Raw genomic sequence first — 15,011 nt, forward strand, 5'->3', positions numbered from 1 at the left:
GAATTTTATACGGTATTCTATATTTTTTCAGCCTGACCCCATGCTCATTAAGCGAAGATTTTTAAGTATCCCAAAATAAAATTTTCATTTGTAAAATGAATTAAGTAGTAAACAAGAAAGGCTGGCAAAATGCCAACCTTTCTTGTCTTTTGGGTCTCAATTTTTATTTTAATAAATCAATAATAACTAAAAGGAATAGTTTATATCGTTCTTGTTATACAAAGGCCTTTTTATTAAACTATCCATTTTATGGGGTACAGTTCATTTCGTATTGGGTTATTTGTTAGCCTGATGGATATGTAGCGAAACCCAGGACAGTAATACCTAAAAAAATATGAGTGTTATTACAATTTAAAATGAATTCATAAGAAAAGACACTCTTAAGAGTGTCTTTTCTTAGCAGCCGAATCCGCTGCAGCTAGCTCCAACTATGATTAATAAGATAAAGAGCACAACTAGTAAGGCGAATCCGCCACCAAAACCACAGCCTCCACTGCAACTACCACCATATCCCATAATAATTTCCCCTTTACGTAAGAGGGGAAATTATTGTTTCACTCTTTTGTTTTAACGGGTTTACATTACTTTATGTTCTTTAATAATGAATGAGCAGGTCCTTTGAGAAATGATTAAAGAAAAACAACATGCAGGAATAAAGTTAGCGAAACGAAAAGGAATTTACAGAGGAGAGATAGTTAAGGTTTTGTTGAATAAAAATGCGTTACAATAGTTTATTATTTAATAGAGAGTTTTGGAAAAAAACCTTTATTTTTCAATAATATTGAATTTATGTTTTTAGTTACTAATATAGTGATGGATTGTATTCGATTCGTATATAACAATTTTCCAGAAAAAGTAATTGTATTTTTCAGATAAATGAATTATTATAAAATAAGAAATTTTACAATTTTAAAAAGGGAGGAAAATGAAGAGGCTTTTACGACTTAATAATAAAGAACAACTTTTAAGTGTGATAAAAATGATACTCGCCTCATCATTTTCAGACCAAAAAGGAATTAGGGTACAGCGTCTTACTTTAAAATGCGGCTATGAATCATCTAAGAGGGGGAAGTGAAGTGGCAAACAAAGAATTGAAAAGAGGTTTAGAAGCACGTCATATTCAAATGATTGCTTTAGGCGGAACAATTGGTGTTGGTTTGTTTATGGGGTCAGCCAGCACGATTAAATGGACAGGTCCTTCAGTAATGCTTGCATATGCAATTGCAGGTATTTTTATCTTCTTCATCATGCGTGCCATGGGAGAAATGTTGTATATGGAGCCAAGTACAGGCTCATTTGCGACGTTCGGTCATAAGTATATTCACCCGTTAGCTGGTTATATGACAGCTTGGAGTAACTGGTTCCAGTGGGTTATCGTTGGGATGTCAGAGATTATCGCGGTTGGAGCGTATATGCAATATTGGTTCCCGGATTTGCCAGCTTGGATACCGGGTGTTATTGCAATGGTTATTCTTGGTGCAGCTAACTTAATTTCTGTTAAGTCATTTGGTGAATTTGAATTTTGGTTTGCGATGATTAAAATCGTTACGATTTTATTAATGATTATTGCGGGGTTTGGTCTTATTTTCTTCGGAATTGGTAACGGCGGAGAAGCAATCGGCATATCTAATCTTTGGACAAACGGTGGTTTCTTTACAGGTGGTTTTTCAGGATTCTTCTTTGCATTATCGCTTGTAGTTGGAGCATATCAAGGTGTGGAATTAATCGGGATTACTGCTGGTGAAGCGAAAGATCCGAAGAAGACACTTACAAGAGCAATTCAAAGTACAATTTGGCGTATTTTAATTTTCTATATTGGTGCTATTTTCGTTATTGTAACTGTTTATCCTTGGGATCAATTAAGTTCAATTGGTAGTCCGTTCGTAGCGACTTTTGCGAAGGTCGGTATTACGGCAGCTGCTGGACTTATTAACTTCGTTGTTATTACAGCGGCAATGTCTGGTTGTAACAGTGGTATTTATAGTGCTGGACGTATGCTTTATACGTTAGGTGTAAATGGACAAGCACCAAAATACTTTGCGAAAATTTCTAAAAATGGTGTACCTTTATTCGGTACAGTTGGCGTGATTATCGGTTTAGCGGTTGGTGTTGTTTTAAGCTACATTGCACCGAAAAACTTATTCGTATATGTATATAGTGCAAGTGTACTTCCTGGTATGGTACCATGGTTTGTCATTTTAATTAGTCAAATCCGTTTTAGAAAAGAAAAAGGAGCAGAGATGAAAGATCATCCGTTCAAAATGCCATTTGCTCCTGTTACAAACTATTTAACAATTGCCTTTTTAATTATGGTATTAATCGGTATGTGGTTTAATGATGATACTCGTATTTCACTAATTGTAGGTATTGTTTTCTTAGCTATCGTAACAATTAGTTTCTATGCTTTCGGAATAGGGAAGAGAGCTCCGTTAGACGTTCAAAATGATCAAGAGATTTCAAGTAAATAAAGGTAATAAAAAAGTCCGATTTCTTATTTAGAAATCGGACTTTTGTTATTAAAACTTTTCTAATACAATCTTCCCAATTGTACGTCCACTTTCAAGTAATGCATGTGCTTTTTTAAGGTTTTCTGCATTAATTGGTGTTAACGTATCATTTAAAGTAGTTTGAAGAATACCTTCATCTAATAGTTCGCTTACTTTATTTAATAGTTCATGCTGCGTAATCATATCACCAGTTTCATACATCGCTTTTGTGAACATAAACTCCCAAACGAATGTAGCGCTTTTACTTTTTAAAATCCCCATCTCAAGAGGGTGTTCATTTTCTACGATAGAGCAAATTTTCCCTTGTGGTTTAATGATGTCACCCATCGCGTGCCAATGTTGATCAGTATTGTTTAAGCAGAAGATATAATCTACATCTTTTAGCCCAAATTCTAATATTTGATCTTTTAAAGGTTGGTGATGATTAACTATATAATCGGCACCGAATTTTTCAACCCAGTGTATGGTTTCGTTGCGGGATGCGGTTGCGATTACGTTTAGTCCAGCCCATTTAGCTAACTGAATAGCAATCGAGCCAACCCCACCAGCTCCGCCGATAATTAAAATGTTTTTAAATGAATTTTCATCTTTCTTATTATAATCAATCCCTAAACGTTCAAACAAACCTTCCCATGCTGTAATTGCTGTTAAAGGAAGTGCTGCAGATTCAGCGGCAGTTAAAGTTTTTGGTTTTTTACCGACAATTCTTTCATCAACCAAATTGTATTCACTATATGTACCTTGTCTCGTAATACTTCCAGCGTAAAATACTTCATCGCCTTCTTTAAATAATGTACAACCTTCGCCAGTTTGTACGACAATACCACTAGCATCCCAGCCAAGTATTTTCGCTACATCTTCTTTTTTATCTTTCGGAGAGCGAACTTTTGTATCAACTGGATTAACGGAAATAGCGTTAATTTTAACGAGTATATCTCTTCCTGTGGCAACAGGTCTTTCAACTTCAATATCAATTAAACTGTTTTCTTCTTCAATAGGTAAGTATTCATGTAAACCAATTGCTTTCATTTGTATTCCCTCCATTAAAGTAAGAGTCTATTCTTTTTTATTATAGTGGGTAAAGCACCGTTATGTAAAAAAGTAGACTCCTTTTTATGCTGTCGTTTGTTTAGTTTTAAAATTCTGATAAATAATGTGCAATCGGTATAGAAAGCGATGCGAGGTGAATGACTAATGACAGTAAAACTAAGCAAAAGCGATTATTTAATCGTAATGGCAATTATCATTATGTATTCGTTAATTGGTCACGTATTAAATTTAGATGTTTTAAAAGTTATGGCTATTCAACAAAATGGATTTAGCATTAGTTTTGTAGGCATTGCTATATGTTATATCACGGCTGTTTTATTGTTTTTTGTTATTCGGAAATTAAAAACTGATAAGTAATGCTGTAATGAAGAATTTGTGAACAACCTGAAAAAATAGTTGAAACAATGAAAGAAGAGAAGGAGTTTATTCCTAACAGGCGGAATGCTTTACTGTATTACTTTATTCAAAACTAAATGTAAAGGTGGATACATAATGACAGTAAAGAAGCTTTATTTCGTCCCAGCAGGTCGTTGTATGTTAGATCATTCTTCTATTAATAGTACACTTGCATCAGGTGAATTATTGAATTTGCCTGTATGGTGTTATCTTTTGGAAACAGAAGAGGGGCCTATTTTAGTAGATACAGGTATGCCAGAAAGTGCGGTTAACAATGAAGACCTTTTTAACGGCACATTTGTTGAAGGACAAATTTTACCGAAAATGACGGAAGAAGATAGAATCGTAAATGTTTTAAAACGTGCAGGGTATGAGCCGGAAGACCTTCTTTATATTATTAGCTCTCACTTGCATTTTGATCATGCAGGAGGAAATGGTGCTTTTATAAATACACCAATCATTGTACAGCGTGCTGAATATGAGGCGGCACAGCATAGCGAAGAATATTTGAAAGAATGTATACTGCCGAATTTAAACTACAAAATCATTGAAGGCGATTATGAAGTCGTACCAGGAGTTCAATTATTGTATACACCGGGCCATACTCCAGGGCATCAGTCGCTATTAATTGAGACAGAAAAATCCGGTTCTGTATTATTAACAATTGATGCATCTTATACGAAAGAAAATTTTGAAGATGAAGTGCCGTTCGCTGGATTTGATTCGGAATTAGCTTTATCTTCAATTAAACGTTTAAAAGAAGTTGTGATGAAAGAGAACCCAATTGTTTTCTTTGGTCATGATATGGAGCAGGAAAAGAGTTGTAAAGTGTTCCCTGAATATATATAAGTAGAAAAAGTCATGGGCCTATTAGCTCATGACTTTTTCTATTAAATAACCTTTTTAAATAAGTTATATACTTTTTTCGAATTACCTTCATTTAATTGATAATAAGTAAGATCTACGTCATCAGGAGTTTTTTGATGGGCAATCATAACTTCACTACTATTGTTATCTACTATCCAAATTAAATATTGTTTATAAGTCCCATCTTGGAAAGTAATCCACATGTTACAATCTACTAAATCAGAACCTTCTTCATCGAGCGTTAAATCGCCTTTTTTTGCTGTATCCATACTGTTAATGAATGTTTTTAATTCATCTGTTTTTGTAAGGAAGATAGATTTTTTTGTCTTAAGCGACTCTACATGTATATCTTTTATTTCCTGTTTTCCTAAAAAAACAGGAGGTGCATTTGGGTCTCTTTGAGTTGAAATAATAGTAGCTTTCTTCTTCGGTTTATTTGTTGTATAGAAATCTTGAATAGATTTTCCAGAGTTTAAAAACCATACGATTCCAAAAACAATGAATGCGCTACCTAGCAGTAAAATGATTTTCTTAATAGGGTATTCTCCTCTCTATTGCTTCATGTGAAGAGCTTTTCTATTAATATATGATAGGTAAGCGTAAAGTATTATAGTTGAACGTGATTATGCTTCACGGTTTTTATAGGGCGGTCAACGAGTAAATTGTAAGTAAGCCCAATTAATACGAAAATTCCACCGACAACTTTGCCAATTGAAAGTTTGTTTGACAGGAAGAGATCAATGACAGTTCCCGTAAACAATTGTCCAATAAAGATGAGTAACGTTAAATAAAACGCTGGTATTTTAGGAGTAATATAGTTTGATAATGAGATGACGATAACGCCTACTAATCCGCCTAAGTATACGGCGATAGGAATTGATTGCAACGTATGACTAGGAATATACAATGAATCTGAACTGAAAATTAAAAATAACATAGAGAAAAATAATCCAGTAATATAATTGAAAAATGTACCTTCCCAATTTCCAATTTTCTTTGCTAAATTCGCGTTAATAATTCTTGCAATAACGATAGAAACACCAGCTAAAATAGCGATACAAATATATAACATTTTCTTGCCTCCATTAATAAATTGTCATGATTATAATTCCAGAAGAGATGAATAATAATCCAATTAGTTTTTTCTGTTCAAACTTCGCAACCTTCATTCCTAATAAACCGAAATGATCAATAACAATTGAAGCAATGGATTGACCGAGTAAGCTTAATGCGATCGTAATAGAGGCACCAAGGGCGGAGAAACTTATGTTGTTAAAAAGAACAGTAAAAACTCCAATGGCTCCGGCGCTATATAAATAAAGTGGAATACCTTTATCAAAATGGATTTTATTTTTGTTAATGAATAAAACGAAAATGACTGCTATTAAACCTACAAGATGAATGATAACACTCGCTGTATAATTGCCAGTCGACCCAGATAAAATCCCATTCAATGGGAGCATAATGGCAATAAGCACACCAATAAAGACAGAAAGAAAGTTATACAATGTAATATCCCCTTTTTATATTTCATATTTGTAATGACTGTATCATGCTGAAATTGTGTATTACTATGACATATGTCATAGTGAAAGAAGAAAATTTTGTTTACAATTGGGATAAGTTGTAAAGGTGGGGGACTATGAAGAAAGTATGTAATTCTAATAAATTAGCAGAGTATATGAAACAAAATAATATTGATTCATTTTTTAGTAGTGATATGAAACCATATATGGAACTTATATTTTTTAAAAAGAATGAGTTTATTTGTAGAGAAAATGAAGAGATTGATTATTTATATTTTTTTGTTGAAGGAAAAGCGAAAGCATTTAACACATTAAGTAACGGGAAATCTGTATTACTATGTTTTTATGATAGTTTGCAGTTACTAGGAGATGTTGAGTTAATTCACTCTCAAAGAATCACTTCAAACGTACAAGTAATGGCAGATTCTTATTGTGTTGGTCTACCTTTAGGAAAAGTGAGAAACCAACTATTTCATGATGCGAAATTTTTAAGATGTATTTGTGGATCATTAGCTCACAAATTAAATAGACTTTCAAAAAATAGTACAATTAATTTACTATATCCACTTGAAAATCGACTTGCGAGTTACATGTTAGCAGCAGGGGAAAGAGCGGTTCAGCACGGAAACAGAATTGTATTTAGTGGGAATTTAACGGAAACAGCTGAATTGTTAGGAACGAGTTATCGGCATTTATTGCGCACATTGAATACGTTTTGTGATAAAGAGATTATAAAGAAAAATAATGGTTGCTTTGAAGTGATGAATGTAAATGTTTTGCGGGAATTGGCGGCGGATGTTTATAAATAGGAGGGTATTATAAATGATTACACCTATATTTAGAATTTTTGATATTGAAAAAGCTCAGTTATTTTACTTTAACTTTTTAGGATTTAAACTGGATTGGGAACATCGGTATGAGGAAAATATGCCATTATATATGCAAATTTCGTTAAATGGTGCTGTAATACATTTATCTGAACATCATGGGGATGCTTCACCAGGCGGTGCAATTCGTGTGAAAATAGAGGATTTAAAAAGTTATTATGCTATTTTATCAAGTAAAGATTATGCGTATTCAAAACCTGATATAGCGAGAACACCTTGGGATACAATGGAATTAACTGTGATTGATCCATTTTTGAATAGAATAATATTTTATGAGGAAATGGTTTAGAAATTGAGGTGTCATAAATAATTTATCAAAATAGGGGTTACAATGAAAAGAAAACTAGCGATAATTTCAGATATTTATGGAAATAGTCACGCTTTAAAGGCGGTATTAAAAGATATTTCACGTCGTAAGGTCGAAATGATAATAAATTTAGGTGATAGTGTGTATGGGCCGTTAGATCCTTTAGGGACAATTGAAATATTAATGAGTAACGAGATGATACATATTAAGGGGAGTTTACTTTATAGTGAACTGCTCTTTTTATTTTGGGTAGATATTGAATTATATAAAAATAAAATGTTATGATTACGGAAACGCATGAACACATGAACATATATTCATGTGTTTGTGAGAAGGAGGGATTGGAGTGAAAGATATAATTATCGTTGGAGCTGGACAAGCTGGATTAACAATGGGATACTACTTGAAGCAGGAAGGATATAATTTCTTATTACTTGAGGCGGGAAATAGAATTGGCGATTCTTGGAGAGACCGCTATGATTCTTTGCAGCTCTTCACACCAAGGGAATATAGTAGTTTACCAGGTATGATATTAAAAGGAGAAGGTAATGGATTTCCATGTAAAGATGAAATTGCAATTTATTTAGAAGAATATGCAAGGTATTTTCAATTGCCGGTACAATTACAGACTGAAGTTTTAAAAATAAGAAAAGAGAAAGAAACTTTTGAATTACACACTCCTACAGAAATTTTACAATCGAAAAAAGTTATTGTTGCAACAGGTGGTTTTCAGCAACCATTCATCCCCTCATTTTCACAACATCTTTCATCACATATTTTTCAAATACATTCATCACAATATAAATCACCATTACAAATTCCAAAGGGAAAAGTACTTGTAGTAGGTGGTGGGAATTCAGGCATGCAAATAGCAGTAGAACTTGCAAAAACTCATGAAGTTACAATGGCTATAAGTCATCCTTTAACGTTTTTACCGTTATATCTTTTTAGAAAAAGCATTTTTAATTGGTTAGAAAAAATGGGTTTATTGTATGCCGAAATACATACAAAGAGAGGAAGGTGGTTTCAGAAAAGAAAGGATCCCATTTTTGGTTTTGAAGGTAAGGAACTTATTCGTAGTGGAGCAATGAAACTACAGGGAAAAGTAGTAAGTGCATCAGAAAATAACATTATGTTTCAGAATGGTGATACGTATAGTGCACAAAGTATTATATGGTCAACTGGTTTTGTTCAAGATTATAAATGGATTGAAATAGAAAAGGCAGTAAATGAGAATGGATTTCCTAATCATATAAAGGGAATCAGTCCAGTAAAAGGATTGTATTATATTGGATTACCGTGGCAATCTCAAAGGGGTTCTGCGCTTATTTGTGGTGTAGGAAAGGATGCGGTGTATTTGCTTTCTGAAATCAAAAAATAGATCAGTAGCAATAGCTACTGATCATCCATATGTACATGAATTAGGAGAGGTCAAACATTTATTAGCTTTATTATAATAGATTTTCATAGATAAAAAAACTGAAAATTCGCATTTAAATGTTGAGAAAGTTTTTTGTATCGAAATATATAAAAAAATGGGGATTTTTATTGAAAGAAAATATGATATTTATATTTTAGTAAAGTATGATATAGTCTATATAAGATTCGTTTCCTTAAATTAGGTTTTTTGTATAGTAATTACATTCGCAGTTGGGAAGGGGAAAAGATTGTGAAGTTTGATGATCAACGTCTACTAGGAATACGATTAGGTTCTGTACTCATAACAGAAGAAAATCAATATTTAGTAATTAAGAAGAAAGATCATTATGCACTATTAAACATACATAGTTTAGAATGCACACATGTCGAAGTGCAGTTAGAGCATATTGAAGAACTGCTGCATGAAGATTTCCAAGAAAGTATAACGGAAATTATCGCACCAGAACATATTAAAATTGTGGTGAAAAATGTTATATAAAGAAAGAAGCTGGGAGAATCAGCTTCTTTCTTTATATCTGTTTCGCTCATTATATAGATAATATTTTTAAAACCTCACCAATAATCCCATCCTTTTGATGGACACCTAAATCGGAATTCGTCATAATAACAGCGCCATTACCTCGGTATGGATTACATACCATCATACATTGAAATCCAACACCCCATCCAAGTGAGTAAATTTGTAAGTCTTCATTAGAATTATCTAGAAAAACACCTAACCCAGTCCATTTTGAGCAGCCTTGAGGAGAAATCATATCTAGTACTGTTTTTTGAGAAAGTTTTAGTTTGCTATTTCCCTGTAAGGAATGAATGATTTCAATAATTAAAGTTGATAAGTCAGTTGGTGTTGTCCAAATGCCTGAAGCAGCTGCGAATGGATAAAATGGATACTTCTCATTTGTTACAGTTCCATCTTTATTATGCCCGCAAGCAAAATCATCGGTTTTATCTATGTCTTCGGGAGAGAAGAGTGTACTATTTTTCATTTGTAGTGGCTGGAAGATAAGTTCTTCTAGTAACTGACTGAAGGATTTCCCCGTAATATCTTCAAGTAGTTGTTCGATTATACAAAAGTTTGCGTCTGAGTAATGAAATTCACTTTCTGGTTCATAATTCATTTCTATAGGTACTGGGCAATATAATGTTCTACCAGAAAGGAGTTCAGGAATTTTAGGTATTCCTTTCTCTAGCTTATAATGTTCAAAACTATTAGGAGGATCAATGATTCCAGATTGGTGACTTAATAAGTTTCGCAACGTGATTTTTTTCTTTGAAGTAAATAGATTGGTAGGGATATTCCAAGATGTGAGTCGATTATTTACGTCTTCATCTAAATGTACGATTTCTTGATCAGATAATGTTAGTACGAGTATTGCGGTGATGAATTTGCTAATAGAACAAGAATTGAATATGGAATCCGTAGTGACAGTTCTAGTTGTTCCAGATTCAAGTGTTCCGAAGGCAGTCGCTTCATCAAGTCTACCATCACGTATAACAGCAAGGCTTAATCCGGCAACGTAATATTGGTTCATTTTCTCGTATATATTGTTACTTTTTAAGTTCATAGTAACTCCCTTCTTTTAAAAACAGAATATTTATTTTATTATACATGAGTAAATAGAGAGAGGATCTGTAATTGAAACAAAAAGAGAGGTTTTAATAGAGGGAAGGAGAGTAAAAGCAAACACTTCATCTTTTATCGATGAAGTGTTTCTTATTTTAAGTTAATTCGAAGTGAACATGTGAAGGAATTTATCCCGGTACATGTACATAAGCCATGAGGTTGTTATTAAGGAAATAAGTGCTCCTTTGTTTTCAATTGGTGCATTGAAAACAAGCCAACCAACTATATCAAATAATAAATGTAGTGCGATTGAAAGAACTACAAATAGTAATAATGTCTTCAAAAATCTTTTCATAAAGTGTCCCCCTAAAATAAAAGGTTTTATCAATAATGTTGTATATTACTATTATACATTAAATGTGTCTTGTGGTAAAATTTACATAAGTTACTTAAATAAAACATATGAAAGCTAGTGAAGGAGGAGCAGTCATGGGATTTTGGATTGTCATACCGATTGTGGCTTTTGGGTTAATTTATATTGCGGAGAAACTAAATAAAATTGAAAAGAGAACAGATGCAAGGTTAAAAAGGATTGAGAAGCAGCTGCAATTAATTACGAAAGAAATGGGGATTGTAGAAAGAGATCCTGAAATTAATAAAGAATTGCGTCAGCTTGTGGAAGATGGAAAAACGATTACAGCAGTTAAGAGAGTAAGAGAAGCATTTGGTTTTTCAATACTAGAAGCAAAGCAATATGTCGATAAATTATAAAAAAGATCATCCATTTGGAAGATCTTTTTTAATGAATCATTCGTGTATTTACATAAGCCGCAATTAAAACGTGGCCAATTACAATGATGGGAATAATAATTTTGACGTTAGGAGTAGTGAAGACACTACCGAGTGTTGCGAGGACACCAGCACTTAAATTATAAAGCCCAACAATTTTTGATAACTTCACTTTATCTGATACACGGCGTTCATTGTAACCTGATAAAAGCCAAGTGTACTGTTTTACTCCAATGAAATAAGCTAGCGAAAATGAGATGATTGCTACTATGAATAATGATGGAGAAGCGAAGAGGGTCACCGGAACCACCTCCATTAATGAACTATAAATTAATTATAGTATGAATGTTATAATTTAACAAAATACAATTGTGATTATAAGCTTAATAGCAAAAATGGAGTATTTGTTAGGAAGGGAGATTACATATGAATATTTCAGAATTCCAGAGATATGTAGCAAGTTTTAGTAAAGAAAAAGGGTTTCAACATACAACAATTGAAGAGCGTACGATGTATGCAATGGCGGAATTAGGGGAATTAACAGAAGCTATATTAAAGCGTGATAAAATACAAGATTCGAAACGAGAGATCGGTTTAGAAATGTTTGATGTAATTTGGAATGTATGTGATTTAGCAAATAAATTAAATATTGATTTAGAGAAGGCGTTTGAAGAAAAAATGATGATTAATAAAAAGCGTGAATGGTAAAAGGAAGGTTAAGTTTCAAAGTGTACAAAATTTTGTACGCTTTTTTATTAATGGCATGAAAAATATGTAAGTAAAGATGGAACAAACTTTTGAAATGAATTGTCTATTTTAGGTAATAACCATTTAGTTTGAAAGAAAGGATCGATAAAAATGAAAACGAATATATTATTAAAAGTAGGGTTATGTGTAAGTTTACTAGGAGTAACTCAATTTGTTAGTGCAATATCTTCCGTGCAAGCAGAACAAAAGCTAGGGCAAAAAGTAATAAAGAATGAGACAGGAACAATTTCAGTTTCTCAGTTAAACAAGCATGTATGGGTTCATACAGAATTAGGTTATTTTAACGGAGAAGCAGTTCCTTCGAACGGTCTAGTTCTTAATACTTCTAAAGGGTTAGTACTTGTCGATTCTTCTTGGGATGATAAGTTAACGAAGGAACTAATAGAGATGGTAGAAAAGAAATTTCAGAAGAGAGTAACGGATGTCATTATTACACATGCGCACGCTGATCGAATTGGTGGAATTAAAACGTTGAAAGAAAGAGGGATTAAAGCACATAGTACAGCGTTAACTGCAGAACTAGCAAAAAAAAATGGATATGAGGAGCCGCTTGGAGACTTACAAACGATTACGAATATGAAGTTTGGAAATATAAAAGTAGAAACGTTCTATCCAGGTAAAGGGCATACAGAAGATAACATTGTTGTATGGCTGCCACAATATAATATTTTAGCTGGAGGCTGTCTAGTAAAATCAGCTGACTCGAAAGATTTAGGAAATGTTGCTGATGCGTATGTAAATGAATGGTCCACATCGATTGAAAATGTGTTGAACCGATATGGAAATATGAAATTAGTAGTACCTGGTCACGGTGATGTAGGTGGCAAAGGATTGCTTTTACATACAATGGATTTGTTGAAATAAGAAACAAGAAATAAAATACGCTATTCTTTCTATTGGATTATAGGAAAGAATAGCGTATTTATATGTGAAATTCTGTATTCATTGAATCACAATTATTTACTCAAGAGATTCAAAACGCTTTATCGCCAAATATATTAAGAAATCTTAGTTTTGTACAATGAGCTAGTAAAAGATTCATTTTTATTTATATATTGCTAGACGTTCTTTAAAGTAATTATTTAGCCTTTTGGAAGCATCAACAGAAGTGTACATGCTTATGTATGAATTTTATGGTGTCAATAAAAAAATTATGTCAACAAGATGAACTGTCACAAATTTTTATATATTATTGTGATTGATATCACATCCCTTTTTCTCAATGGATATTATGCTTAGTTTGTAAGGAATGATTGGGAGAGGGTGGGATGATATGTTTTGTTATCAATGTGAACAAACGCCAACAGGCGGATGTAAAGTAATGGGTGTTTGCGGTAAAAATGAAACAATCGCAAGTTTACAAGATACGATTGTGTTTGGATTAAAAGGAATTGCGGCTTATCGTACGCATGCTGCTCAGCTAGGGTATACAGATGCATTTGTAGACGCTACAACGCAAGAAGCGTTATATATGACATTAACAAATTCTAACTTTAATGAACAAGAGCATATTGATATGGCTATGAAAGTAGGGAAATCAGCTTTACGAGTGATGGAGTTGTTGGATGAGGCACACACGAATCACTTTGGTGTTCCAGAGCCTGTTCAAATTACACAAAACCATGTAGAAGGTAAGGCAATTGTAGTTACTGGTCATAATCTATTTGCATTAGAGGAATTATTAAAGCAAACAGAAGGAAAAGAAATTAATATTTATACGCATTCCGAAATGCTACCAGCACACGGATATCCAAGGCTGAAAAAATATAAACATTTAAAAGGAAACATTGGTAAGGCGTGGTATGATCAACGACGTCTTTTTGAAAAATTTACTGGTGCAATATTGGCAACAACGAATTGTGTTATGCCAATTAAAGGGTCATACTCTGATCGATTCTTTTCATATGACATTGCAGGCCTAGAAGGTGTACGAAAAATTGAAAATGATGATTTTACACCATTGATTCAAAAAGCGCTAGAACTTCCAGAAGTACATATGGAGTCGGATGAACAGTTAGTAACAGGGTTTCATCATAATACCGTATTATCATTAGCTCCAGAAATTATTGAGGCAGTAAAGGAAGGGAAAATAAAGCGTTTCTTTGTTATTGCAGGTTGTGATGCCCCAGGAAAAGGCGGAGAATATTATCGTGAATTAGCAACGTCACTTCCGCCAGAAACGGTTATTTTAACAACTTCTTGTGGGAAATTCCGCTTTAATGATGTAAATTATGGTGTTGTTCCCGGTACGGAGATTCCACGTTACATTGACTTAGGACAATGTAATAATTCAATTTCTACAGTGAAAATAGCCGCCGCTTTAGCAGATGCTTTTCAATGTGAAGTGAATGAATTGCCAGTGAGTATTGTCCTATCTTGGTTTGAACAAAAAGCGGTTGCCATTTTACTTGGGCTATTTAGTCTTGGGATTCAAGATATTCGCATTGGTCCAGAGGCACCTGAATTTATTTCGCCTGGTGTGCTTGATGTATTACAAGAAACATTTGGTTTAAAACTAATTACAACCGCAGCAGAAGACATGAATATGATGTTATCGTAACAAAAAGGATGTCCTATATGTAGAGTTGGCTTTATAAAGAATTTGTATGTATTCGCAAACTTATGTATTAGATGCACAGGTGCATTAGTAGAAGAACAAAAGAATGATCCGTCTCCTTAATAAGGAGAGCTAGCCACATTCATTAACTTCGGAATAGTATAGCGCCCCAAAACAAAAATGTAGAATTTTTGTTTTGGGGTATTTCTTTTTCTTAGCTGGATAGGTATGTGGTGAGATTTCTTAAAAAGAAAATAGGCAGTATCCAATAGGTAATAGCGGATTTTTTAAAAAAATTTAAAAGTCTAGTTGACATTCACCGCTACTTAGTCATACAATGTACTTGTAATAAG

At 33.3% G+C, this 15,011-nt stretch carries 19 protein-coding genes and 1 pseudogene; 12 read left to right on the forward strand and 8 right to left on the reverse strand.

All coding sequences use genetic code 11. The features are described from left to right. Positions 1-396 precede the first annotated feature (396 nt). On the reverse strand, positions 397-516 hold the full coding sequence (locus tag MR071_RS06780) for a YjcZ family sporulation protein (RefSeq protein ID WP_105585168.1): 120 nt from the start codon (positions 514-516) through the stop codon (positions 397-399). 560 nt (positions 517-1,076) lie between these two features. Here MR071_RS06780 and MR071_RS06785 point away from each other — a divergent pair. Beyond that, complete coding sequence (locus tag MR071_RS06785) at positions 1,077-2,468, forward strand: amino acid permease (protein ID WP_142395793.1); 1,392 nt, start codon at positions 1,077-1,079, stop codon at positions 2,466-2,468. Between the two features lie 48 nt (positions 2,469-2,516). On the opposite strand, the gene MR071_RS06790 is transcribed toward MR071_RS06785, so the two are convergent. Beyond that, the gene (locus tag MR071_RS06790; protein ID WP_105585166.1) at positions 2,517-3,536 is read right to left on the reverse strand and encodes a zinc-binding alcohol dehydrogenase family protein; all 1,020 of its coding nucleotides are present in this window, start codon (positions 3,534-3,536) and stop codon (positions 2,517-2,519) included. A gap of 165 nt (positions 3,537-3,701) precedes the next feature. On the opposite strand from MR071_RS06790, the gene MR071_RS06795 reads away from it, so the two are divergent. Further along, complete coding sequence (locus MR071_RS06795) at positions 3,702-3,914, forward strand: hypothetical protein (RefSeq protein ID WP_105585165.1); 213 nt, start codon at positions 3,702-3,704, stop codon at positions 3,912-3,914. A 135-nt stretch (positions 3,915-4,049) separates the two neighbouring features. Then, the gene (gene aiiA, locus MR071_RS06800; protein ID WP_105585164.1) at positions 4,050-4,802 is read left to right on the forward strand and encodes a quorum-quenching N-acyl homoserine lactonase AiiA; all 753 of its coding nucleotides are present in this window, start codon (positions 4,050-4,052) and stop codon (positions 4,800-4,802) included. A 41-nt stretch (positions 4,803-4,843) separates the two neighbouring features. Here aiiA and MR071_RS06805 read toward each other — a convergent pair whose 3' ends face one another. From MR071_RS06805 to MR071_RS06815, 3 genes are all read right to left on the reverse strand, one after another. Continuing rightward, positions 4,844-5,338, reverse strand: coding sequence for a hypothetical protein (locus tag MR071_RS06805; RefSeq protein WP_105585163.1), 495 nt, complete (start codon positions 5,336-5,338; stop codon positions 4,844-4,846). A gap of 89 nt (positions 5,339-5,427) precedes the next feature. Then, positions 5,428-5,892, reverse strand: a complete 465-nt coding sequence (locus MR071_RS06810) for a DMT family transporter (RefSeq protein ID WP_242235493.1) — start codon at positions 5,890-5,892, stop codon at positions 5,428-5,430. Positions 5,893-5,905: 13 nt separating this feature from the next. Beyond that, positions 5,906-6,328, reverse strand: coding sequence for a DMT family transporter (locus MR071_RS06815; protein WP_242235495.1), 423 nt, complete (start codon positions 6,326-6,328; stop codon positions 5,906-5,908). A 134-nt stretch (positions 6,329-6,462) separates the two neighbouring features. Here MR071_RS06815 and yeiL point away from each other — a divergent pair, with 134 nt between their 5' ends. The 5 genes and pseudogenes from yeiL (at position 6,463) to MR071_RS06840 (ending at position 9,458) form a co-directional block, all read left to right on the forward strand. Next, the gene (yeiL, locus tag MR071_RS06820; protein ID WP_105585160.1) at positions 6,463-7,155 is read left to right on the forward strand and encodes a transcriptional regulator YeiL; all 693 of its coding nucleotides are present in this window, start codon (positions 6,463-6,465) and stop codon (positions 7,153-7,155) included. A 13-nt stretch (positions 7,156-7,168) separates the two neighbouring features. Then, complete coding sequence (locus MR071_RS06825; RefSeq protein WP_105585159.1) at positions 7,169-7,522, forward strand: glyoxalase superfamily protein; 354 nt, start codon at positions 7,169-7,171, stop codon at positions 7,520-7,522. A 42-nt stretch (positions 7,523-7,564) separates the two neighbouring features. Beyond that, positions 7,565-7,756 (forward strand): annotated as a pseudogene (locus MR071_RS06830) (metallophosphoesterase family protein); the annotation flags it as partial. 130 nt (positions 7,757-7,886) lie between these two features. Further along, the gene (locus MR071_RS06835) at positions 7,887-8,921 is read left to right on the forward strand and encodes a flavin-containing monooxygenase (protein ID WP_105585157.1); all 1,035 of its coding nucleotides are present in this window, start codon (positions 7,887-7,889) and stop codon (positions 8,919-8,921) included. A 288-nt stretch (positions 8,922-9,209) separates the two neighbouring features. Beyond that, positions 9,210-9,458 carry a hypothetical protein gene (locus MR071_RS06840; protein WP_105585156.1) on the forward strand — a complete coding sequence of 83 codons (249 nt, stop codon included), beginning with the start codon at positions 9,210-9,212 and terminating at the stop codon, positions 9,456-9,458. Positions 9,459-9,507: 49 nt separating this feature from the next. Here MR071_RS06840 and MR071_RS06845 read toward each other — a convergent pair whose 3' ends face one another. Further along, positions 9,508-10,545, reverse strand: a complete 1,038-nt coding sequence (locus tag MR071_RS06845) for a serine hydrolase domain-containing protein (protein WP_105585155.1) — start codon at positions 10,543-10,545, stop codon at positions 9,508-9,510. 159 nt (positions 10,546-10,704) lie between these two features. Then, positions 10,705-10,899 carry a hypothetical protein gene (locus MR071_RS06850; RefSeq protein ID WP_105585154.1) on the reverse strand — a complete coding sequence of 65 codons (195 nt, stop codon included), beginning with the start codon at positions 10,897-10,899 and terminating at the stop codon, positions 10,705-10,707. 134 nt (positions 10,900-11,033) lie between these two features. Here MR071_RS06850 and MR071_RS06855 point away from each other — a divergent pair, with 134 nt between their 5' ends. After that, entirely contained in the window at positions 11,034-11,315 is a 282-nt protein-coding gene (locus MR071_RS06855) for a hypothetical protein (protein ID WP_105585153.1), read from the forward strand. Positions 11,316-11,343: 28 nt separating this feature from the next. Here the strand turns inward: MR071_RS06855 and MR071_RS06860 are convergent, their stop codons facing one another. Then, on the reverse strand, positions 11,344-11,634 hold the full coding sequence (locus MR071_RS06860; protein ID WP_105585152.1) for a DUF3784 domain-containing protein: 291 nt from the start codon (positions 11,632-11,634) through the stop codon (positions 11,344-11,346). Positions 11,635-11,759: 125 nt separating this feature from the next. Between MR071_RS06860 and MR071_RS06865 the strand changes: the two genes are divergently transcribed. From MR071_RS06865 to hcp, 3 genes are all read left to right on the forward strand, one after another. Continuing rightward, complete coding sequence (locus MR071_RS06865; protein WP_105585151.1) at positions 11,760-12,041, forward strand: MazG nucleotide pyrophosphohydrolase domain-containing protein; 282 nt, start codon at positions 11,760-11,762, stop codon at positions 12,039-12,041. A gap of 150 nt (positions 12,042-12,191) precedes the next feature. Continuing rightward, the gene (gene bla2 / locus MR071_RS06870; RefSeq protein ID WP_105585150.1) at positions 12,192-12,965 is read left to right on the forward strand and encodes a BcII family subclass B1 metallo-beta-lactamase; all 774 of its coding nucleotides are present in this window, start codon (positions 12,192-12,194) and stop codon (positions 12,963-12,965) included. A 409-nt stretch (positions 12,966-13,374) separates the two neighbouring features. Beyond that, positions 13,375-14,661, forward strand: coding sequence for a hydroxylamine reductase (gene hcp / locus MR071_RS06875; RefSeq protein WP_242235498.1), 1,287 nt, complete (start codon positions 13,375-13,377; stop codon positions 14,659-14,661). The last annotated feature ends 350 nt before the right edge of the window (positions 14,662-15,011 follow it).

It is taken from the genome of Bacillus cereus group sp. BfR-BA-01316 (assembly GCF_022664195.1).
Lineage (GTDB): Bacteria > Bacillota > Bacilli > Bacillales > Bacillaceae_G > Bacillus_A.